This is a genomic window from Rhodothermales bacterium (assembly GCA_034439735.1).
GTDB lineage: Bacteria > Bacteroidota > Rhodothermia > Rhodothermales > JAHQVL01 > JAWKNW01.
This window is the reverse complement of the sequence record JAWXAX010000020.1, coordinates 1-22,496: the sequence shown is the minus strand read 5'-3', so window position 1 is coordinate 22,496 and position 22,496 is coordinate 1. Positions and strand designations below refer to the sequence as shown.

Below are 22,496 nucleotides of genomic sequence, written 5' to 3'. Positions count from 1 at the left end.
GATGACGATGCCCTGTATTGTAGAAATCTCAACAGTTTGTGAACCCTTAACCTGAAACCACTCACGATAATCCGACAGGATTTACGTGAATGTACTTAGGGGGATGGCGTCTGGACGCTGAGAAATCGATTCACCAGGTAACCAGGCCCTTTCGCCCAAGTGACACGGCTCCTATATTGGCAGCCCCTTGATCTGATCGATCGATTACGCCATGCTCGACAGCCTGACAGTGCATTCCACCGACCTCACCCATCTCCTCCGCCTCCGCCTGGTCGTGGCGCGGTACGGGGAGATGGACGCCGCCGGCTGGTGGAATACGCGGGGCATGCTCGGCCGGCTCGGACGCATCGCCGTCAGTCGCGGCCTGCCGCATACCCATACCTTTGGCCGTGCCCGCGCCGTTTTCGAGGTGGCACGAGCCCGGTGCCGGGACGTGTTTAACCCGCCGGCCAGCATCACGCTGTGGAGTCTGCCCCCGGAGATCGAAGACCAGTTCGATACGGAGTGGCACGCGTGGATCGAGGACGCGGACGCGTGGGCCCCGTTCTTCGAAAAGCTCGAAGTACCCCCGACGGGTGCGCTCGACGATGTGCTGCGCACCTACGGCCTGATGTCGGACCTCGCCGCCAACAAGGCGGCTGAACTGCGCCGCGCCGACGGGGGGATCTCGGTCCCGATCGGCCAGGTGGACGCCCTCACTCCCGACGTCCTCTCGCTCCTCGCCGCCGGCTTCGCCCGGGGCGAACGAGGCGCCCTGGCTATACCTTACGCTTCCTACGAACCGCGCGATTGATGCCCCCCCAGAAACCGCAGCGCAAGTTTTCGACACGACTGCTTCGTACAGGCACCCTCATCGAGGAGACCTACGCGATCTTTCAACACTGGGACACGGCGCGCACGATTCGCCAGAACCTGAATCAGGTGCTCGAAACAAATCCGATCGGCGCCGGCAGCTCCCGGTGGCTTCGAGAAGTTACTACGACGATCGCCAGTCGCTTCACCGATCCGAAGCACATCCAGCCCCTCGTTGCTCTGGTGCGTGGGCGTGTCGGGATGGACATCTGGAAGCCGTGCCTTTTGTATCACATCGGATCGACGGACGAACTGTATTTCCGGTTTGCGACGGAATGGTTATTCGAAGCGTACGCGGCCGGCACGTATGTCGTCCTCGCGCCGGATGTTGAACCCTTTGTGCATAAAATCACAGATGGAAAGCTGGTTCGCGGTCGCTCCCTTTCACCGGATGGGACCAGGCGACACGCGAACGACCTGATTCGCATGGCCTCGGATTTCGGGCTGCTGAAAGGAAATGTCAGACGAACCTTTAACACCCCTTTCCATCTTCCGGAAGAATGCTTTTTATATGTGCTCCATGCGCTCGTTTATCACTACAAAAACGCGCATGAAGCGATCCATGCGCCGGAGTGGCGGCTCTTCCTGAAAGAGCCGGCCGACGTCGAACGCGAACTGCTGCATCTGCATCAATATCACAAGCTGCATTATCAAGCGGCGGGCAGCCTGGTCCAGCTGGATCTCCCCCATGCCTCGCTGCTCGCCTACGCCGAAACCCTTGCCGCATGAAGGACTGGAAGAAGCGACTGACCGAGGACCTGGAGCCCATCCTGATGCGGCCCGACCCGCGACCGGAAATCAGCGCGTACCACGACATGCCCTACGCCATCTTCCGGTACAGCCCGGCCGATGAGTTCGACGTGCGCCGGGAGACATCCCTCCTGCGAACAAGGCTCGAACAGGCCGGCAAAACGGTAACCATCATCTCCCTCGCCGAATGCCTCCAGGAGGCTCTCGATGCGGTGGAGATGGGCCCCGAGGCGCTCGCGGAGGCCGAGCGGACTGTCGGACTCGAAACGGTCATCGAAACGATCCACGAGGTCATCAGCTCGTACCAGCCCCTCGATGAACTGGTGGCCCGCCGGATCCCCAACGACAAAGATCCGACCCGGCACCTGGTGTTCATCACTCGCGCCGGCGCGCTCTTCCCCATGTACCGCACCTCGTCGCTGCTCGAGCAGCTGAAAGGCAAGGTGCATATCCCCAGCGTGCTGTTCTACCCCGGCGAACTCGACGGCGCCGCCGGCCTGCGCTTCATGGGCGTCCTCGATGCCGAACACAATTATCGCCCGAAGATTTTTTGACCCGTCCCTTCCATGCATGAACTTAAAATCGAGCGCCTCTTCGCGAACGATATCCATCGGCGCATCGAAGAAGTGATCAAAGTCGACCAGAGCGACGAGCAGATCATTTTTGACGAGATCGGCGAATACGTCGTGACGGACGCGATCCGCTGGCATCTCCATGAAATCATCAACACCTACTGGGAAACCAAGAACAAACCCCACGAAGGCGTTGGAATCTGGGTGTCTGGATTTTTCGGGTCGGGTAAGTCGAGCTTCGCCAAGATGCTGGGGCTGGCGCTGGAAAACCGGGCCATCCTCGGCCAGGGCGCGGCAGAGCTGATCGCGAGGCGGACGGGCGATAAACGGATCGAGGTGCTGCTCAAAAACATCCAGGAGTACATTCCGACCGAGGCGGTCGTGTTCGATGTCTCGACGGACCGCGGCATCCGGAGCGGCAGCCAGTCCATCACGGAGATCATGTACCGACAGCTGCTCCAACGGCTCGGGTATGCAAAGGACCTGGATCTTGCCGAGCTTGAAATCACCCTCGAAGGAGATGGTCGGCTCAATGCTTTCGTGGAACACTTCCAGAAGACCTACGGCAAAGACTGGAACTACAGGAAGAACCAGTTTGCCATGGCCCTTCAGGAGGCGAGTCGGGTGATGCACGACCTGGACCCAGATACGTTTGTGACCCCCAATAGCTGGGTAGCTTCTGCCAAAGGTAAATCCGACATCAGCCCCGGCCTCCTCGCCGAACGCTGCCTCCTGCTCCTCGAACGCCGCCGGCCCGGACACAACCTGGTGTTTGTCATCGACGAAGTGGGCCAGTTCGTATCGCGCGACGTGCAGAAAATGCTCGACCTCCAGGGCGTGGTGCAGAGCCTGGGACGCGTGGGCCGGGGCAAGCTCTGGCTCATCGTTACGTCGCAGGAGAAACTCAGCGAACTGGTGGGCGGGCTCGATGGATCGCGGGTGGAGCTGGCCCGGCTCATGGACCGCTTCCCGCTGCAGGTCCACCTGGAGCCCTCGGACATTTCGGAAGTGACCAGCAAACGCGTACTCTCCAAAAATGCCGATGCCGAGGCCACCCTCCGCAAGCTCTTCAACGACAACAAAGGCCGGCTCACCGACACGACGCGTCTGACCGCCGATGTGCGCCAACCCGAACTCTCCACCGAGCAGTTTATCGACCTGTATCCGCTGCTTCCTTACCAGGTGGGGCTAGTGATCGATGTGGTCTCAGGCCTGCGGTTGCAGGGCGGCGCCAGTAAACATGTGGGCGGGGCCAACCGGACCATCATCAAACTCGCCCAGCAGCTGCTCATCCACGAATCCGTCAACCTCGCCGGCGCCGCCGTGGGCCGGCTGGCGCGGATCGACCAGATGTACGACCTGGTATCGGGTAACATCTCGAGCGAGCTCCGCGGCAAGATCGACGTGATGGGGGCGAAGGTGGACCACCCGATGGCGAAATCGGTGGCCAAGGCGATCTGCCTGCTCCAGTACGTGAAGAGCATCCATCGGACCCCCGAAAACCTGGCGGCGACGCTCCACCCGGCCGTCGACGCCGGCTCGCAGCTTCCCGAGGTGAAACGCGCCCTCGAGGCGCTCGAACGGGCACACATGGTGCGCCGGGGCGAAGACGGATACCGCATCCCCTCGCCGGCCGAGGACGATTGGGAGCAGCAACGGGCCGCCATCCAACCCAAAACGGGCGACGTCTTCCAGCTCTACCAGGAAACCATCGACAGCCTCTGGAAACCCCAGCCCGGCCACACGCTGCACGGCGCCAAGGTGTTTAAGGCCGGCCTGTTCATCAACGGCCGGCTGGTGACCGAGGGCGACATCCCGGTTCATCTTTCGCTCGTGCAAAACGCACGCGAGGTAGACACCGAAGCGGAAGCCCTCCGCGCTCGCAGCCGGGCCGAAACCAAACAGGTGTTCTGGGCCGTCGCACTCGACGACGGGATCGACCGCGAGGCCGCCGAGGTGGTCCGCAGCCGCGAGATCCTCGCCCGCAAGGAGCGCAACGCCCGCACGAAAGACGAAACGGCACTAGTGCAGGAGGAAACGATCCGCCGGCGCCGGCACGAAAGCGAACTGCGGCGCCTCCTCAAAACAGCCCTGCTCACCGGCCAGGTCTTCTTCCGCGGCAACGACCGCAGCCCGGACGACCGCGCCGAGGAAGTGCCCCGCGCGGCCTCGCGGATCCTCGAACAGGTGCTGCCAGATGTCTACAACCGCTTCGAAGAGGCCGCGGCGCTGGTGAAGCCGAACGATCTGCTCGCCCTGATGAAACAGGACAGCCTGCGCGGACTCCCCCCGGTGTTCGCAGAGCTGAAGCTGCTGCGCGACCGCAACGGCGTGCCCGTGTTCGAAACCGAAAGCGGTCCCCTGGCCGAGGTGCTGGCGCAGATCGAAAATCGGGAAAGTTACGGCAACGCCGCCACCGGCAGCCAGCTCGCCGAATACTTCGACCGCGAGCCGTTTGGGTGGGCGTTCGACACCGTGCGGCTCTTCACGATCACCCTCCTGCGGGCGGACAAGATCGAGGCGATCAGCAAGGGGCAGGTGATCGACTCCGCCCTGAGCGTGCAGGCCAACGCCACGTTTAACAACAACAACCTCTTCAAGCAGGCCTCTTTCCAGCTCAAACGCGGGGTGGAGTTCGAGCAGCTGGTGGAAGCCGTCGCGGCGTTCGAGACGGTATTTGGCCAGCGCATTGCCGAGATCAACCAGGGGTTGATCGCGCGAGGCCTCCGCGACGCCGCGACCCGGCACGAGGCCGACCTCGACGGGGTGCACCGCAGCATGGTGCAGCACGGACTCCCCGGCGCCGATGTGCTGGCCGAGGCGCTGGAGAAACTGCGCAGCATCCGGACCGGAAACGAGGAACAGGCCATCAAGGTGTTTAACGGCACCCACGCCGGCCTCAAGGAAGCCATAAAACGGGGCGCCGAACTGGCCCAGGCGCTGGACACCCACGGGCTCAACATCGTCCGCCGCGCGCGGGAGACGCAGCGCCTGTGCTGGCCCTTCCTGAGCCAGGAAGACGACCTGGAGCCGGCCCTGCACGACCACGCCGGCCAGCTCGACGACCTCCTCCGCCGCGAAACGTTTTTTCGCGAACTCCCGCCCATCGATCACCACGCCTCGGCGCTCGCCGCCGCGTTTAAACACCGCTACGACGCCGCCGTTACGCAGCGCGACGCGGCCTACACGGCCGCCCTGCAGACCCTGCGCGAGACACCGGGGTGGGAGACGCTCGACGAGGCCCAGCAACGCCGCATCGCCGGCCCGCTCGAGCGCTTCACCGGTCCGCCGGACGACCAGCCCCCCATCCCCCAACTCCGCGCCGACATCGACGCCTGCCCCGGCCGGCTCGACAACGCCATCCGCGAATTGCGGACGCTGGTGGATGGCAACCGGATCGCCTCGGTCTCGGCCCGGGCCTACTTCAGCGGCGGGATCGAAACCGAAGAACAGCTCGACGCCGCCCTCCAGGGCCTCCGCGACGAATGCGCGAGCCTGATCGGCGCCGGGAAGAAGGTGCTGGTGCAGTAGAATAGAGGTGCAATAACTATGGAAAAAGAAACCCGCAACCGCATCCAGCGCGCCACCCAGGCCGCCCGCCGGCTCCTGGAGCACGACTACGCCGAGCAGCTCGAGGGCGTGTTCGACATCCGCCTCACCGGCACCATCCCCGCCGAGGCGCCGGCCCACCTCACCGCCGCGCAGTGCATTCTCCGGGCGAAGATGGTGGCGGCGATCGACCACCACCGCGCCGCCGGCATGAAACCCGCCGAGGCCGTGGAGGCCTACCGCCGCGAAACGGTATTCACGACGCTCAACCGGTTTGTGGCCCTGAAGATGATGGAGGCCCGCGAGCTGGTGCAGGAATGTGTCTCCCAGGGCGAACAATCCGCCGGCTTCCGCGAGTTCGCCGGCCTGGCCCCGGGCCTCGCGCAGCAGCCCGACCACGGCTACCGCCTCTACCTGGAGGCCGTGTTCGACGAACTCTCCACCCACATCCGGGTGTTGTTCGACCGCACCGACGCCACCGCCCTCCTCTGGCCCCGCCGCGCGGCCCTGGAAACCCTCCTCGCCACCCTCAACGCCGACGACCTGGCGGAGGTGTGGACCCAGGACGAGACGATCGGCTGGATCTACCAGTATTACAACGACGACGCCGAACGCAAACAGATGCGCGCCGAGTCCGCCGCGCCGCGCAACAGCCGCGAGCTGGCCGTACGTAACCAGTTTTTTACGCCGCGGTACGTGGTGGAATTTTTGACGGACAATACGCTGGGGCGGATATGGTATGAGATGCGGCAGGGGCACACGGCCTTAAAGGAGCGCTGCCGCTACCTGGTGCGCCGGCCCACGGAGATTTTCCTCCAACCCGACGAAGCGGCGCCCGAACTACTGGAACAGGACGGATTGTCTCAGGAAGAACTCCTCCGGCAACCCGTGTACATCCCCCACCGCCCGCTCAAGGACCCCCGCGAAATCCGCCTGCTCGATCCCGCGTGCGGCTCGATGCACTTCGGGTTGTATGCGTTTGACCTGTACCTGACGATCTACGAAGAAGCCTGGGACCTGGCAACCGACGCGGACACCGCGACAACCAGTGAATCCTTTACGCCTTTTGTCGTCTTTGCGGCTTCGTTTCCGGACAAGGCCGCGTTCCTCCGTGAGGTACCGCGCCTCATTGTGGAGCACAACATCCACGGCATCGACATCGACCCGCGTGCCGTGCAGATCGCCAACCTGAGCCTGTGGCTGCGTACCCAGCGCGCCTGGAATGCACTGTCTGTTCGCCCGGCGGAACGCCCCAGTGTGGCCCGCTCCAACATTGTCTGTGCCGAGCCCATGCCCGGCGAAAAGGAACTGCTTCGCGAATTCGTCGAGCAGCAGTTCCCCGCCGGCGAGCGACCTGCTTTTAACTTCCTGTTGGAAACGATTTTCGACCACATGATGCTCGCGGGCGAAGCGGGTTCGCTCCTCCGCATCGAGGAGGAAATCCGCACGGCCATTGCCGACGCGAAGCGGCTCTGGGAACAAGGATCCCGGGCCGAACAGGGGTCGCTTTTTGACGAACCAGGTGTTAAGGCGGTCAAGGGCGAACAGCCCGTCAACCTCTCCGGTATCACCGATGAACAGTTCTGGGAGCGGGCAGAGCAACGAATGTACGACGCACTCGAAGCCTACGCCGGGCAGGCCGAAAATGGGGGTGGATTCCAGCGCCGCCTCTTTGCGGAAGATGCTGCGCAGGGCTTCGCCTTCATTGACATCTGCCGCAAGCGCTACGATGTAGTGGTGATGAATCCCCCCTTCGGGGAATCAGTTGGAACGACCGCAACATACCTCAATGCTCAGTTTCCATCATCAAAGCATGATTTCGCGATCATGATGGTAGAGAGATGGATTCTCAAACTCAGCAATGTGGGTGCCTTAGGGGCAATTACGACTCGTACCCCACTTTTCAATTCATCATCGCAAGATTGGCGTAAGAATGTATTGGATGATGGAGGCTTTCTATATTTCAGCCTGGATCTGGGAGGTGGCGTTCTTGACGCCATGGTAGAGACCGCAGCGTATATAGTTAATAGGGATGTTAGCCATCGGAAAAATCTATTTCTGCGTTTGACGTCTGTTCCTGTTCATCAAAAGGACCAAGCTGTCAACTCCTGCATTGGTGCGATTGCTGCTGGACATTCCATTTCTGAACTCTTCATCAGGAGCTCGGACGACTTCAGAAACTTGCCTAACTCTCCACTCGCATATTGGCTGCCGCCTTCATTGAGTACGGCATTCAAGAGATTCCCCCCGCTTTGTGACAGTGGTGCCGAAGCTTGGGTTGGATTACAGACATCAAATGATGATCGCTTCCTTCGCTTGTGGTGGGAAGTTAGCGTTACCGAGAGCTGGCGACCATTTTCGAAGGGAGGGGAAGCAAGTCCCTACTTTGCAGACATACATTTATTGGTCAGTTGGAGTGGCTCCGGGAGAGAGATGAAAGCATACCACAATTACTTAGATGAGATAGGGAAAAGTACTCCTGGGAACGGCCCAAGGCGGGAATTCCCTTTCTACTTTGAGCCAGGACTCACTTGGGTATATCGCACAGAGCGATTTCATGTACAGCCTCTCCCTGCGGGTTGCATTACGAGTACCCGTGGACCGGGACTTTATTCTCAGAAACGGACACTATTTCTACTCGCTTTCCTAAACTCGAACGTGGTTGATGTACTAATAAAGGTGCTTCTAGGGAGATATGCCCATCCACAATTTGATATCGGAGATGTAAATGCCATACCGCTACCAACTCAGTCTGATATTAAACTCGATGAGATTGGTCTCCAAGCCTGGCGGATTCGCCATGGATGTGCTTCTACGATTGAGGAATATCGAGGGTTTGACGCCAATTTTATCCCTCTATTATATCATGGCGAGACAATCGAAAGTAAATTCGCCAAGTTGAGTGCCAGTCGAAACGAAGCTTTATCTATACTTTCACAGATCCAAAATGATATCGATCGTGCATCCGCCGAACTGATAGGCGTGTCAGAACAGGATAGAGAAGCACTACGTAGCTTGTCTATTGAATGGGAGAACTATGGTATCACCAAAGAGAACAAGAATAAGTACGCACAGCAATTGGTTTCATACAACGTGGGGTGTGCTTTTGGCCGCTGGGACATCCGGTATGCCACGGGCGAGCGGCCGGCGCCGGAGTTGCCAGACCCGTTTGCCCCACTCCCCGTCTGCCCGCCCGGAATGCTCCAGGGCGACGACGGCCTGCCGCTTTCGCCCGAAGCGGGTCGCCGGCTGCGGGCCGAGGGCCGGTACCCACTTGATGTAGCCTGGGAGGGCATCCTCGTGGACGACCCGGAGCATCCGCTCGATTTAGAGCGACGCGTCCGGGATGCCCTGGCTGTTATCTGGGGCGATCGGGTGGAAGCCATCGAGCGGGAAGCCTGCGAGATACTGGGCGTGGCCTCCCTGCGCGAGTGGTTTCGCAAGCCCGCCGCGTTTTTCGCCGATCATTTAAAGCGCTACTCCAAGAGCCGGCGGCAGGCGCCCATTTACTGGCCGCTGTCGAGCGCGAGTGGCTCCTACACCGTCTGGCTCTATTACCACCGTTTCAGCGCGGATACCCTGTATCGGGCGCTGGATGTGGTGAACGAAAAAGTCGCGTTCGAGGAACGCAAACTGGCCGGCCTCGCCAGTGGAGCCGCGGGTGGATCGTCCGCCGGGCAACGCAAGACCCTGACCGACCAGGAAGCACTGGTTACCGAGCTGCGGGCGTTCCAGGCAGAGCTCGCCGGGGTGGCGCCCCTCTGGAATCCGAATCTGAACGATGGCGTGATCCTCAACTACGGTCCGCTGTGGCGCATGATCGGCCACACCCCCTGGCAAAAGTCGGTCAAAGAGAAATGGGACGACCTCGTCGCCGGCAAATACGACTGGGCCCACCTCGCCCTGCACCTCTGGCCCGAGCGGGTGGTGCCGAAGTGCGCGGAAGATCGTAGTTTAACCATTGCCCACGGGCTGGAGGAGGTGTTCTGGGTGGAGGGGAAAGACGGCAAGTGGTCCGCCCGCCCCGCGCCCACCCGTCCCGTGGAGGAGCTGGTGCGGGATCGGACGTCGCCGGCGGTGAAGGCCGCGCTGGAGGGTTTGCTGAATGCGCCGGCGCCGGCCGGCAATGGCCGCGGCCCGCGTAAACGGAAGTGAGGCCCCCCATGCACGCCCTGCACACCTACCTCGCCGGCCAGCTGGCGGAAGCCCTCGCGAAGCGCCGCGTCGTCGTTTTTTACGACCCGCGGGCCGAGTTCGCGCCGTTTATCGCGGAAGTAGCGCCTGGGCTCAGCGAGGGTATCGTCACCGCCACGCTCGCGCGTCAACCCGTCTCCGTCGCCCGGTTTGAAGGCTCCTATTTCGCGTTGCGGCAGTTGGTAGAGCCCCTGGTGGCCATCGACGAGCCGGCGGCGCTGCTGCTCTACCTGCCCGGCGTGCGCCGGGACAAATCAAGCTCGGTGCTGATGGAGCTGGAAGCCGGCGGCAAAACGTATGAACCCGAACTCAAACGTCTAGCCATCAACATCCTCCGGCAGCGCTACACGGATGGTGAGATCGATGAGTTGCTCGCCTCCGACACCGTGGCCTACGAGGACATCGTCGCCTTCATCGAAACCGGGGACGGCGCGGCCTCGAAGCTGCGTATCATCTACCCCGACATCTCCACCACCGAACTGCTCGCCCGCTGGCTTTCCAACCCGCAGCACGACGAGGCTATCGCGTCCAAACACGCCTTCCCCGAGCTGGCCAAGGTGTTCGCCACCCGCCTCGGCGCCGTGCTGGACGACCGTGCCGGCCTGCCGGCGGCCCGCGCCACGGCCTGGCGCTGGCTGCTCATCAACGAGTTCCGGGCCGACCTGAACTGCCCCGCGCCGGCGTCCATCGGGCGGATCCCCGCGCCGGCTAAAAAGGACCAGCTCGAACGCGTGCGCGAACTCGCCGAACACTTGCGCCAGCACTTCGGCGAGGCGTATCGCACCCGTTCGGTAGAAGTAGAAACCGAGATGGGCGTGGCCGGCGATGCGTTGAAGGCCGCCGATCTGGGGTCGATCGATACGTTCCGCTTCGAGGAGCGGCTGTTGCTGCAGCACGCCGCCGGCCTGATCGTGGAAAAAGCCTACGATGCCGCCGCGGCGGTAGTCGCCCAGCACATCACCTGCTTCTGGGCGCGGCGCGACCTCGCCCGGCAGGCGCAGTGGGAATCCTGTCGGCTCCTCGCGGTGCTGGGGGGCGAGCTGGCGCGTGTCGAGAAACGCCTCGGAAAGATGAACGGCGCGCCGGCGGCGTGGGTAGAGGCCTACACCCACCCCGAGGCCGGCTGGTATCGGCTCGACCAGGCGTACCGCCTGCTCGAAGCGCATGTCGCCCGGATGGATGAAGAGCCCGAAGCCGAGCGCGCGCTGGACCTGCTGCGGCAGGGGTATGAGCGCGCCATCCAGCAGATGGCCACGGGATTTGCGGCCGCACTGGCCAGCGCCGGCTGGTCGGTGCCGGGGGTGTTGCCCCAGGCCGGCGTCTTTGCCGGGCACGTAGACCCCAGGCGCGGCCGCACGGCCTACGTCATCGTCGATGCCCTGCGTTACGAGATGGGCGCCGAGCTGGCCACGGCGCTGCGGCAGGCGGTGGACCTGACGCTGCGGCCGGCCATCGCGGCCCTGCCCACGATCACCCCGATCGGCATGGCCGCCCTGTTGCCGGGGGCGTCTGGAGATTTTGCCGTCGTTGAGCACAAAGGCAAACTCGCCGCCCGGATCGACGGAACGGTGCTCGGCAACCTGAAGGATCGGCAGGCCTTTTTCAAGGCCCGGCAGCCCGGCCTGGTCGACTTCCGGATGGACGACCTGCTCGATACCGCCTCCAAAAAACTGACCCACCAGCTGGGCGAGGCACCGCTCGTAGTCGTCCGCTCGCAGGAGATCGACAGCCTGGGCGAGTCTGGCAGCAACCGCATGGCGCGTAACGCCATGAACACAGCCATCGGGAACGTCGCCCGCGCCATTCGCAAGCTGGCCGACGCCGGCATCGAGCAGTTCGTGGTCGTGGCGGACCATGGGCATCTGTTTTCAGCCCGCAAGGGCGACGACATGAAGACCGAGGCGCCTGGCGGCAAAACCGTCGAGCTGCATCGCCGCTGCTGGGCCGGCCACGGGGGCGCCACGCCGCCCGGCGCGGTCCGTGTCGCCGGCGCCGATCTGGGGTATGCGACCGACCTCGAGTTCATCTTCCCGACGGGGCTGGGTGTCTTTCCGGCCGGCGGCGACCTCAGCTATCACCATGGCGGGATCAGCCTGCAAGAGATCCTCGTTCCCGTGCTCACCTTCCGCATGCCGGCCGCGCAGGTGGCGCCAGCCTCCAGCTTCAGCGTCACCCTCGCGAATTACCCGGACCGCGTCACGAATCGCACGATTGGGGCGCGTGTCTCCGTCTCAGGAAGCCTCTTTTCTGGCGATGAGTTGGAGGTCCAGGTGATCCTGTTGGCCGGCGGCGAGCAGGTGGGAGCGCTCGGCCTGGCGTTTGACGCCAAATTCGACCGCTCGACGGGCGTCGTGACCTTAACATCCGGCGCCTACGCCGATATCGCGCTGATCCTCGCCCGCGACGAAGTCAACTCCGTCCAGATCGTCGTCCAGGATCCGGCCACCGGCCGCGTGCTTGCGCAGTCCGATTCTATTCCCGTTCACCTCAGCATGTAGCTATGTCGGCCGATCCCATTCCACTTCGTGACGCCCTGGACGACAAGGTCAACCGCGTCTTCGCCGGCAAGGTGGTTCGGAAGGACCTCGTGCGCAACGTCAAAGTCGGCGCCAACGTGCCCGTGTTTGTCCTCGAATACCTGCTCGGCAAGTACTGCGCCTCGTCCGACGAAGTGGCAATTCGGATGGGCCTCGAGATCGTGAACGACCAGTTGGCGGACAACTACATCCGCCCGGACGAGTCGACCAAGGCCCAGAGCCGGGTGAAGGAGCGGGGCCGGCATATGTTCATCGACAAAGTGAAGGTCCGCCTCGTCGATTCCGATTACTGGGCCGAGGTGACCAACTTCGGGCACAAGTTCGTCCAGATCCCCAGCAGCTACGTCCGCGAATACGAGCGTCTGCTTACCGGCGGCATCTGGGCGCTGGTGGATATGCGCTGGGAGCTGACCGACGAGAAATACCCGTTTGTGATCGACCGCCTCTCCCCCATCCAGGTCGCCACGTTCGACTTGAAGGAGTACCAGGAGCTTCGCCGGCAGTTTACGACCGACGAGTGGGTCGATGTGATGATCCGGAGCATGGGATACGAGCCAGGCACGATGGATCGCCGGCTGAAGCTGCTGTTTCTGACGCGGCTCATCCCCCTCTGCGAGCGCAACTACAACCTGATCGAACTCGGCCCGCGCGGTACCGGGAAGAGCTACGCCGTGCAGGAGATCTCCCCGTACGCCGCCCTGCTCACCGGCCCGACCACCGTCGCCAACCTGTTTGGCCACATGAGCGGCCGGCAAAAGGGGATGGTGATGATCTGGGATGTCGTCGGTTTCGACGAAGTGGCCGACCTGCAGAAGATGCCCAAGGAAGTCATCACGACGCTGAAGACCTACTGCGAGTCGGGCCAGTTTCAGCGGGGGCCAGAGGCCATGGCCGGCTACGCGAGCATCGCTATGTTCGGCAACACCCAGCAGCCCATCGACGTGATGGTGCAAACCGGCCACCTGTTCGCCCCGCTCCCCGAGGTGATCCGGGACGACATGGCGTTCATCGACCGGCTGCATTTCTACCTGCCGGGCTGGGAAATCCCCAAGATGCACAACGAGCATTTCACCAGTCATTACGGGTTCGTAGTCGACTACCTGGCCGAGGCGTTGCGCGAGTTGCGCAAGCATAATTTCACCGAGCACATCGACCACCATTTTTCGCTCGGCAGCCAGTTGAATGCGCGCGATCGGAAGGCCGTGCGCCGCACGGTATCCGGGTTGATCAAAATTCTGCATCCTCATGGGGAAGTCTCCAGAGAAGATCTCGAGGAGCTGGTGGTGTTGGCGCTGGAGGGGCGCCGGCGGGTGAAGGAGCAGTTGAAGAAGATGGGGAGCTTCGAGTATTACCACACCTCGTTCAGTTACAGCTCGAACGAAACCGGAGAGGAGCGTTTTGTGGGCGTCCCCGAGCAGGGCGGCCGCGACATGATCTCCGCCGACCCACTGGCTCCCGGGACGGTGTATACTGCATCGGTGAGTCCAGAAGGGACGGTAGGGTTGTTCAGGCTTGAGGTATCCATCTCCAATGGAACGGGGAAGCTAAAGCTAGCCGGCGGGGTGAGTGGGGCGATGAAAGAGTCCATCAACCGCGCCTTCAACTACCTGCGCTCGAACAAGACAGCCTATGGCCTCGACCACGCGATCGATGTGACCGATCTGCACGTGGAGGCCATCGACCTGCTCGGCAACCGCGTGGAGGCCGAGGTGGGGGTTGGTTTTCTCGTCGCGACGTACTCCGCGCTCCGCAAAGCCTCGCCGCAACCCGGATTGGTGGTGTTGGGCGATTTGAGCATTCAGGGCAACATCAAACCACTCCGGTCGCTGACCGAGCCGCTGCAGGTGGCGATGGATAATGGCGCCAAGCGGGTGCTTATCCCTATTGAGAACAAGCGGAGCTTCATGGAAGTGAGTTCGGAGGTGCTGGAGAATGTGGATCCGATATTCTACGGGGATCTGCGGGCGGCGGCGTTTAAGGCGTTGGGGTTGAGTTAGCGGGATAAACCACTCATGGTCGAATTGCAAAAATCACAACTAGCTGCCGTGCTCATGGAGTCCTTCGAATCAATCCAGCCCTTCGTCGAAACCATTTCCCTTGTTGCAGCCGCAGCCGGCCTATGGTTTATGTACGTCATCCATCGTCGCGAGGCACATGCTACTATCTTCATCGAATACACGAAGCGGTATGATGAAGTGATGGAGGAGTTCTCTCGTCACCATGATCACTCTCGTGTTCATCTTTTGGTAAATAACCCACCTTCCCCCAGTCCACAATTGTCAAGGAACGTATTACGCTACTTGAATCTTTGCGCCGAGGAGTATGCGCTTTACCAGAGCAAGTACATCTCCAAAAAGGTGTGGAATATCTGGGAGGGCGAGATTAATAGAACGCTGAGGAGTCCTCTGTTTATCAGAGAGTGGCAAGAACTAAAAGAAGATTTCAGCGCAGACCCTGAATTCCATGACTATGTGAAACGAGTACAGCGAACTACGAAACCGGAAGCATCTGCAGATACTGAACCGATTCAGAATTCATTGGGAAAAAATTAATTAAAACGAACATGAGTACACAGATCCCCACCTACAAATCGATGATCGATCCGCTCCTACGGCTACTTGCCAGCAGGGACGGTCCCGTAAAAACCGCCGATGTGTATGCCGGGATTGCCGAGATGGTTGGCATGACCGCAGAGGACAAACGCGAACTATTGCCAAGTGGCACACAACCTGTTTACATAAATCGGATTGGCTGGGCACAGGACGCTCTGAAGCGAAGTGGCTTGGCTGACGCTCCGCGACGCGGACATTGGAAGATCACAAACGATGGAAAGCTGCTTCTTGAAAAGCATGGAGGCAGGGTGCCAGAGTTTGTAGCCCACGACATCGCCCTTAGAAATCGGAACACCCCCCTTGTCGATCTGTCTCAACCACATCAACCGACAGGACCAACGCCTCCGGATACAGACCAAAATGAAAAAAGTCCTGAGGAAAAAATCGAGGAAGGACTGCAGGAAATCCGGGCAAGCGTATCCAGGCAAATCCACGAGTATGTCATGAAGGCCACCCCAGAATTCTTTGAGCAACTTGTCCTCGACCTACTGCTCGCGATGGGCTATGGCGCCAACAGAGATTCCCTCCAACGCGTGGGCGGCTCGGGCGATGGCGGTATCGACGGCATCATATCGTTGGACAAACTGGGATTGGAGAAGGTTTACATTCAGGCCAAGCGCTGGAAGGGCTCTGTAGGCAGTCCAGAGATCCAGGGATTTGTTGGCGCACTTCAGCTCAACGGTGCCAACAAAGGCGTTTTTATCACTTCGGGTATGGTCTCAAGGCCGGCTGTGGATTCAGCCCGTAGGGCCAATATGGTACTCATCGATGGTGAGCGGCTTGCTTCCCTCATGATAGAACACGAAGTGGGAGTCAGCAGCATGATTAGAAAGATACCGCAGTTGGATAGCGATTACTTTGAGGAATAAGAACAGCACTCAACACTATATACAGCCTGAACCGATCCTGGTAGATCCAGAATGCTACCACGTCTCAACAAACAACTTGGCAAGACAAGATCGCGGCACCAGGGTAGCATCGAATTAGTCCTCGTATTCATCGCCCTCAGGGTACTGAATTACCGGTTTCCCCATTGCCCTCTCGACCAGCCGACACAATCTTATGCGACGATCTTCCAGAAAATCACCAAACGCATCTTGTCGTAACAAACCAGGAGATAGTGCGTGACTTGACAATAATGAATCCATCTCGGTGTCGTTCAAGCCGACTTGCTTCTCCTGCTGAATCTTCGGCAGATACCGAGATGGCGCATCACCACCCACTTTTCGATTCGCCTTGTACGAGATAGGCGTCTTATTGAGAATGCTATCGTATAGGTCCCTGCTAATTCCTTGTTTTTCGCACCAGTCGCGAGGGAAAATGTGATGGATGTCCAGTGCGATCTCATCCGCGTCAAGCTCCCGGATACTGGCTTTCCAGAACCAATCCTTCGAGCCTTCTCGTAGTACAAGTATATTGATCCCCTTGTAGGCGGCACTTAGCCGAGAGCGCAGCGTGTCGAAACGTTCGGGCTGGAAGTTAGCATCTCGTACCGTGCGTGGGAGACTATCGTCCTCTTCAAACCAACGCAACAGCTCATCGAAGTCGTTGGCCATCCGTGTCTCAACCGCACCGCCGTAAAGCTCTCCAAGCACGCCGGACCAGAACCAACGCGCCAGCTTGTCATAAATCCGAGGCTCACGCCAACGGTCTTTGAGCCGCGCAAGTACAGCTGCTAAGGGTACCAATTGGGTGCTATAGGGTAGTTCACGCCGGCTGTAGAAGCACTCTTTTCGTAGAAAGCGCGCCACATTGTGGAACCCCGCCTCTAATTCATCGGCCCACTTTTTCCACGATTCCAATGGTAACTGCAACACATCAGCGCGTTTGGCACTTACCGGACGCACTTGCTTGCCCGATTTACCATCCCTGAGATCCTTCTCTCGCAGTTCGGCCGTGTGCAGCAGACTGATCGCCTGCAAAAATTCGGTCGCTTCGATTCCTCTGAGGAGCGGGTCCTTTTCCAATCGTTCTTTGCGAGAATCCACCTTGCGCGTCTTAGAACCGAACCAGTCGTCACGAAGGTTGAATCCGTCCGCAGCGTAGCTAGCCGTGATAAGCTCAAATACGGACAACTGCACCCCGCCCGTATTCACCTTTTCAAAAACAAGGCAGACGGCTTCCTTGGACGTCTCCTTTTTCAGTTGGATGACAGGGAGCTGGTAGTTCCGGAACGGTGTCAGTATCTGGCTTCTGAAAGACATGTACGTCCCGAACTGTTCAGGCGCGACCCGATGCAAGGTAGCTTCCCACGCGTCAGAGCTCATAATCTGATTGCAGGGAAAAAAGAGCTGGCGGCATTCCAACTCTGTCGAAGACAGGTCAAGTTCGACATCGCGTCCGAAGTTGCTACGAACTTGACGATTCTCATCGACAGCGAGAACCGCCTCTTCCAACGCATGCGGAGCGTCCAGAGCCTTCTGGATATCGAAGTAGTAGTGCCGTTTGATCTTCTTCCCTTTAGCCGTAGTGGTGCGTACAGGTTCTTTGAGCGCAAGTGCCTGCGTAAGCGTTGTCAGGCGTTGCTGCCCGTCAAGTATCAGTTTCTCTGGCGCTTGGCCCTTTGGAATCCTGTCTTCAAGTCCTTCAACGGGGCGAGTCTCGAAACGTACCTCACCGCCGGCTTCAAGGAGCATGACAGCACCGATTGGAAAAGACCGTGCGATACTCACGAGCAGATCGCGAATGTGATCATCGTCCCAGACCCAACCGCGCTGGAAGTCGGGCAATTGGATCTTTCCCTCAAGGATCTCCCTGAGTAAGTCGTTTAGCGAGGCTTTCGTGCTGTCAAAAGTCGTCATATATATCCATCTCAATTTGATCTTCTACTGACCCTGCTTTCAGGATCCCGCACCATTCCCATAAGGTCACAGAACTTCCCCAATGGTTTTTCTGTTATGAAGCGGCTCTACCTCTCACCCCATCATCCGGCTCTTGAAAAACCGCTCCGTGTTCTTGTCCAGGAAATGCACGTAGCACCCCTTCATGCCGCGTGATAGCAAGACACGGTAGGTGTTCTTGACCAGTCCCAGGAACTGTTCCTTCGAGCGTTTTAATGCACTATCGTAGGAAGCCGTTTTGTCGCCGATCCACGACTGAGCATCCAGGTCGTAGCGCAGGTCGGTCCCGAAGATGACCCCGACGTAGTCGAACTCGAACCCCTGCGCCGTATAGACACACCCCACCTGATCTATACCACCGGGCTCGTAGGCCCAGAGGTTCGATTTCGGAATGCCTTTCTGCAGTCCCGTCACATCCGACCGCGCATTCCACGGCCGGGCAAAGTCGCCGATGACTACATCGTTTTCAAGAGAGCCGTCCATCAATACCTTTTTCGACCAGGGCCAGCAATAGCCAGCGGTCAGCCGTGCCGTAGCTCCTTCGGCTACCTTATGCCGGATCGCCTCGTCCAGCGCATGCACCGACTCGTAGATTTTGAAATCGAAGGTCTCCTCGGCGGAATGCCAGAGAGCATTCGCCGTACGACGGATCTGGAGTGTATTATTGACCCAGTTCAAGAAGCCGTCCGACCCGTTGCACCGGAACTGGGCTTCCAACTCGTATTCCTCTACGCGTGCGTCAAACGCAGCGGCGTGTTCCTTAATGTGCGCTACAGACCCAATCTCGTCCGGTCTAACGACCTGATCGTCGTCGATAAAGAAGACCGAAACCTTTGCGGCGTAAAGTAGCTCCTCGATCTGCGGGATGGCTTTACGCTTTGAGGCCGGCGTCCACTGGTTATTGCTATTCTTGCGAATCCGGTGCGCTTCGTCGCAGATGAGCACGTCGATCTCGTCCCGTTGCGCTTCCATATAGCTGTTAAAGTATTTAAACTGGATCCCGCCCCTATTGCCAATCACTCTGCGCAGTGTCTCTGTAAACGCCCGCGACCCCGTCGCATAGTGGGCATTGTATCCCTTGCGGAGAAGGTCCGCCATTAGATTGATCGCGACGACCGACTTGTCGGTACCCGGGCCGCCCTTGATGATGAGCACGGTCTTCTTCCTGTCGTGAAAGCCACCCCGCGCCGCGGCGAAGACCTTGTCATACACGACCTGCTGTTCGTCGAGCAACACGTACTGCGGCTGCCCGTCGATCACCCTGGCCACGTGTTGCATGAGCTTCTTGCTCGGGCGATACCGGCTTTCTTCCACGCGGCGCAGGACTTCCATGCCGTCGCCGGCGCCCACTTGCGTCGTAAGGAAGCCCGTGAGATGCTCGGTCTGGTCCGCCGTAAACACCGGGTAGGTGTCCAGGTGGCTCGTAAACTTCGGGTCGAACAGTGCGTCATGTGGATCGAAGCTGTAGTTGTGCAGATAACTGCACGCCAGTAGCTCCACTGGCGACGCGCCCTCATAAAACGCCGTATGCGTGTCGCACAGGTAGCGATGATAATTGCCTACCTGCACAGACGGGTGCAACACGTCGCGCTTCGCACCGCCCACAAAGGTGACCACCTCGCCGTCGCCCGTTGAGACCTCGCAGATCTGCCACTGTTTGAGTTCGATGATCACCGCCTTGTCGGAGCCCGCTTCATCGCGTCCGGTAACCATACAGTCGAGGCGCTTCGAACTCAACGGCAGTTGGTATTCAAAGATCACCCCGTGGTCGTCCAATCTGGCCTGCGAAAACACAAGGGCGAGGGCGCGGAGGGAATTTGTCCACGAGTTTTGTTCACCAGGGGAGGGATTAAAGCCATAGAAGGCGAAGAACGCCTCCTTTAACTTGCCGGCGATCTGGTTCTGAGTCGTGTCCTGAATGAATTGACGGGAGGAGCCGGCGTAGAGGCGCATGTATCGTAGCCGTAGTTTAAGGCGGCCGGACCCAGGGGACTACATCAGCGACGGATTTCGCCAGACGGGTTTCCGGCACGAATGAATTATAGGGGCGCGGCCAATATAACACGTTTCAGAATATACACCCCGCAAAAGGAGGTCCTCGCCTATTCCGCAGCGGGCGAAATCACCTGTTCTCACCAGAAGGCAACCCGATGACGGAAGATCAATTCACCAGACTCTTGGCGGAGGTCGACATTGCGTACAACCAGTCCGATGTCAAGCAGAATCACGGCGGCAAAAACTGGCATTACTCGCTCAGCGCCACGCCTCTGAAGCCAGAATGTATTCTGTTGCTCGGTTTCAACTGGGGGGCGAGCAAGACAGACTGCCATTCGCCCCAGCCCAGCATGCCAGTACGGCCATTTATGGAGATGAGTAATGGCGACCTTGGTTCATTCGCACGTATCAGGAGTATGCTCCCGGAATATTTCAGTGCGAAAGAGCTTGAGGATATTGGCCAGAGTAATTTCTGTTTTTTCCGGTCCAGCAAGGAGCATGAGATTTCTGAACGGGATCTACAATTGTGCATACCCCCTTTCATGCAGCTATTGGAATACACCAAACCCCGACTGATTATGTGCTTCTCCGCCAGGCTTCGCGACTTTCTACTCGCGTCTACCGACACACCGATCTCTGATCGAATGGAGGAAGTTTCAAGTCAATCTCCGCAACGAAGCACACGCTCTATCCGAGCCATTAAAGGCGTACTATCAATTGCAAATCGACAAACACCTATTGTTTTCCTTCCGCACCCGAACGCAAGGGTGAGTGGAGAAAGTCGCAAAAACGCATGGCGATTTGCACTGAAATAGACGCCATGAAACGACGCCGAGGCGATCATTCTCGCCAATCAGGTAGAGACGCCCCACCGGGGCGTCTCTACACACGATGTCAGCAGTCCACGATTCGGAACTACAATTCAACCTTCCCCGCGCCGCACACATCGATCGTCGTGATCACGCGGCCGTCGAAAGCGCCCCCTTCCGTCTCCTCCGATGCCAGGAACGAGCCCGTGAAGGTCTCGATCGTCCCTTTATTGTTCACGGTCACGACGTACGGAAACGGACCCGGGAGCGCGCAGGCGCTCCACAGGTCTACGCGCACGATGTACTCGCCGCAGGCCGGCGTCTCTCCCGCCCAGGTGATGTTCTCGTTGTTGACCCCATCGATAAAACACGAGGCATTCGAGTCCAGGTCCAGCGACCCGCCGGCCATGCCAACCCGTTCCCCATAATAGATATCCTCCTCGTCAGGCGTCTCGACATGGAGGTCCATGTCCACCGCGTTACTCCAGTTCAGGGACACTTGCAGCTCGCCGGACGTGGCGGCGGTCTCGTTGATCTCCACCGGATGGGATTCGGCGCAGCTCGGGGCGCCATCGATCAGATAACCAAGCCGAAACGTGAAGCCGGTCATCTCATCGTCCTGCGCGAGGGTGATAAACACGATGTAGGTTTCGATCTGCTGCTGCGAGGCGTCGAGCCGCATCGTTTCGCCGGCTTTCGGATACTTGCGCTGGAGCAACGCCTGCCCCGTTCCGGAGGACGCGCCCTGCTGGAAAACGCGCGCGGAGGCCTCCTGGAGATTAAACCGGAAATACCCTCCTTCCTCGCCGCCGCTGCCGACCACTAGCTGGTCCGCGCCGTCGGCTACGTCGACCTGCAGCACGATTGAGCCGCCGCGAACGATCTCACTGCTGCCGTTGACCGTCGGGCACTGGGGGTTCGAGGCGTCCTCCGGGAAGGTTTCGTTGACGAACTCGCCGGAAAAGTCGTCCAGCCGGATCTCGGTGATGATGTCGTCGAGGCGGTCTCCCTCCTCTTTGTCCTTACAGGAGGTCAACAGGGTGGCGACACCCACAAATGCGATGCAAAGGGTCAGGGATTTCAGCGTATTCATGGCTCGCGCAACGGGGTTTGATGGGGATGGATGCCTTCCCTCATTCATACCACCCGGGGCCCGCTGCGGCAAGATGGAGCGAAGAAAGCCTGCCCCCGCGAAGGCGGGGGGACCTCTCGAAAAACCGGGCAGGTTAGCGAAACCAGCAATATCGAGTCACCCTGAGCGTAGTCGAAGGGCCTCTCGATCGTCCGGGAGGTCCTTCGACTACGCTCAGGATGACGCTATTTGCAACATCGTACTCAAAAACACCGGGCACCATGGCGAAACACCAAAAAAATCGAGTCACCCTGAGCGTAGTCGAAGGGCCTCTCGATCGTCCGGGAGGTCCTTCGACTACGCTCAGGATGACTTGGGATGAGGGTATGTAACCGCCCTTCAATACTTATCGAGGGACCTCTCGTACGTCCGGGAGGTCCTTCGACTACGCTCAGGATGACTTGGGATGAGGGTATGAAACCGCCTTTCAATACGTCTAGGAAGAGAAACCCTCTTCCATATGAATCGCACCTATAGCGTCTACATACTGAGTAATCGCCGGCGAACCGTGCTGTACATCGGCGTCACGAATGACCTGCTGCGGCGCCTGGCCGAGCACGCGGTCGGAATAGGGGGAGCGTTTACATCGACCTACCGCGCGACGTAGTCCCCCCTGAATCCCCCCGGCCCGACTCTTGCACCTCCCCCTCGTAT

At 59.7% G+C, this 22,496-nt stretch carries 14 protein-coding genes; 11 read left to right on the top strand and 3 right to left on the bottom strand.

Annotation, left to right across the window (positions count from 1 at the left end; translation table 11 throughout):
- Positions 1-211: 211 nt before the first annotated feature.
- The 9 genes from SH809_01105 to SH809_01065 are packed head-to-tail and all read left to right on the top strand — an operon-like array spanning position 212 to position 15,935.
- Positions 212-793, top strand: coding sequence for a BrxE family protein (locus tag SH809_01105; GenBank protein ID MDZ4698275.1), 582 nt, complete (start codon positions 212-214; stop codon positions 791-793).
- The gene (locus tag SH809_01100) at positions 793-1,581 is read left to right on the top strand and encodes a BrxA family protein (protein ID MDZ4698274.1); all 789 of its coding nucleotides are present in this window, start codon (positions 793-795) and stop codon (positions 1,579-1,581) included. Before SH809_01105 ends, SH809_01100 begins: the two co-directional genes overlap by 1 nt.
- Positions 1,578-2,156, top strand: a complete 579-nt coding sequence (locus tag SH809_01095; protein MDZ4698273.1) for a BREX protein BrxB domain-containing protein — start codon at positions 1,578-1,580, stop codon at positions 2,154-2,156. Before SH809_01100 ends, SH809_01095 begins: the two co-directional genes overlap by 4 nt.
- Before the next feature lie 12 nt (positions 2,157-2,168).
- On the top strand, positions 2,169-5,705 hold the full coding sequence (gene brxC, locus SH809_01090) for a BREX system P-loop protein BrxC (GenBank protein ID MDZ4698272.1): 3,537 nt from the start codon (positions 2,169-2,171) through the stop codon (positions 5,703-5,705).
- 18 nt (positions 5,706-5,723) lie between these two features.
- Entirely contained in the window at positions 5,724-9,878 is a 4,155-nt protein-coding gene (pglX, locus tag SH809_01085; GenBank protein MDZ4698271.1) for a BREX-1 system adenine-specific DNA-methyltransferase PglX, read from the top strand.
- An 8-nt stretch (positions 9,879-9,886) separates the two neighbouring features.
- Positions 9,887-12,415, top strand: a complete 2,529-nt coding sequence (locus tag SH809_01080) for a PglZ domain-containing protein (GenBank protein ID MDZ4698270.1) — start codon at positions 9,887-9,889, stop codon at positions 12,413-12,415.
- 2 nt (positions 12,416-12,417) lie between these two features.
- The gene (gene brxL / locus SH809_01075; protein MDZ4698269.1) at positions 12,418-14,451 is read left to right on the top strand and encodes a protease Lon-related BREX system protein BrxL; all 2,034 of its coding nucleotides are present in this window, start codon (positions 12,418-12,420) and stop codon (positions 14,449-14,451) included.
- 15 nt (positions 14,452-14,466) lie between these two features.
- On the top strand, positions 14,467-15,006 hold the full coding sequence (locus SH809_01070; protein ID MDZ4698268.1) for a hypothetical protein: 540 nt from the start codon (positions 14,467-14,469) through the stop codon (positions 15,004-15,006).
- Positions 15,007-15,017: 11 nt separating this feature from the next.
- The gene (locus tag SH809_01065) at positions 15,018-15,935 is read left to right on the top strand and encodes a restriction endonuclease (protein ID MDZ4698267.1); all 918 of its coding nucleotides are present in this window, start codon (positions 15,018-15,020) and stop codon (positions 15,933-15,935) included.
- Between the two features lie 114 nt (positions 15,936-16,049).
- On the opposite strand, the gene SH809_01060 is transcribed toward SH809_01065, so the two are convergent.
- Positions 16,050-17,867 (bottom strand): DUF262 domain-containing protein, encoded by a 1,818-nt coding sequence (locus SH809_01060; protein ID MDZ4698266.1) that lies wholly within the window; start codon positions 17,865-17,867, stop codon positions 16,050-16,052.
- 114 nt (positions 17,868-17,981) lie between these two features.
- The gene (locus SH809_01055) at positions 17,982-19,859 is read right to left on the bottom strand and encodes a DUF2075 domain-containing protein (protein ID MDZ4698265.1); all 1,878 of its coding nucleotides are present in this window, start codon (positions 19,857-19,859) and stop codon (positions 17,982-17,984) included.
- Positions 19,860-20,056: 197 nt separating this feature from the next.
- On the opposite strand from SH809_01055, the gene SH809_01050 reads away from it, so the two are divergent.
- On the top strand, positions 20,057-20,716 hold the full coding sequence (locus SH809_01050) for a hypothetical protein (GenBank protein ID MDZ4698264.1): 660 nt from the start codon (positions 20,057-20,059) through the stop codon (positions 20,714-20,716).
- A 100-nt stretch (positions 20,717-20,816) separates the two neighbouring features.
- Here SH809_01050 and SH809_01045 read toward each other — a convergent pair whose 3' ends face one another.
- On the bottom strand, positions 20,817-21,803 hold the full coding sequence (locus SH809_01045) for a hypothetical protein (protein ID MDZ4698263.1): 987 nt from the start codon (positions 21,801-21,803) through the stop codon (positions 20,817-20,819).
- Between the two features lie 499 nt (positions 21,804-22,302).
- Here SH809_01045 and SH809_01040 point away from each other — a divergent pair, with 499 nt between their 5' ends.
- Positions 22,303-22,449: a GIY-YIG nuclease family protein gene (locus tag SH809_01040; GenBank protein MDZ4698262.1), complete on the top strand. Its 147-nt coding sequence runs from the start codon at positions 22,303-22,305 to the stop codon at positions 22,447-22,449.
- Positions 22,450-22,496 lie beyond the last annotated feature (47 nt).

Excerpts from the sequence above, each read along its gene's own strand:
- SH809_01050 (MDZ4698264.1), top strand. The coding sequence starts at position 20,057 with ATGACGGAAGATCAATTCACCAGACTCTTGGCGGAGGTCGACATTGCG.
- SH809_01045 (MDZ4698263.1), bottom strand. The coding sequence starts at position 21,803 with ATGAATACGCTGAAATCCCTGACCCTTTGCATCGCATTTGTGGGTGTC.
- brxL (MDZ4698269.1), top strand. The coding sequence starts at position 12,418 with ATGTCGGCCGATCCCATTCCACTTCGTGACGCCCTGGACGACAAGGTC.
- SH809_01105 (MDZ4698275.1), top strand. The coding sequence starts at position 212 with ATGCTCGACAGCCTGACAGTGCATTCCACCGACCTCACCCATCTCCTC.
- SH809_01055 (MDZ4698265.1), bottom strand. The coding sequence starts at position 19,859 with ATGCGCCTCTACGCCGGCTCCTCCCGTCAATTCATTCAGGACACGACT.
- SH809_01040 (MDZ4698262.1), top strand. The coding sequence starts at position 22,303 with ATGAATCGCACCTATAGCGTCTACATACTGAGTAATCGCCGGCGAACC.
- pglX (MDZ4698271.1), top strand. The coding sequence starts at position 5,724 with ATGGAAAAAGAAACCCGCAACCGCATCCAGCGCGCCACCCAGGCCGCC.
- SH809_01065 (MDZ4698267.1), top strand. The coding sequence starts at position 15,018 with ATGAGTACACAGATCCCCACCTACAAATCGATGATCGATCCGCTCCTA.
- SH809_01070 (MDZ4698268.1), top strand. The coding sequence starts at position 14,467 with ATGGTCGAATTGCAAAAATCACAACTAGCTGCCGTGCTCATGGAGTCC.
- SH809_01080 (MDZ4698270.1), top strand. The coding sequence starts at position 9,887 with ATGCACGCCCTGCACACCTACCTCGCCGGCCAGCTGGCGGAAGCCCTC.
- SH809_01100 (MDZ4698274.1), top strand. The coding sequence starts at position 793 with ATGCCCCCCCAGAAACCGCAGCGCAAGTTTTCGACACGACTGCTTCGT.
- SH809_01060 (MDZ4698266.1), bottom strand. The coding sequence starts at position 17,867 with ATGACGACTTTTGACAGCACGAAAGCCTCGCTAAACGACTTACTCAGG.
- SH809_01095 (MDZ4698273.1), top strand. The coding sequence starts at position 1,578 with ATGAAGGACTGGAAGAAGCGACTGACCGAGGACCTGGAGCCCATCCTG.
- brxC (MDZ4698272.1), top strand. The coding sequence starts at position 2,169 with ATGCATGAACTTAAAATCGAGCGCCTCTTCGCGAACGATATCCATCGG.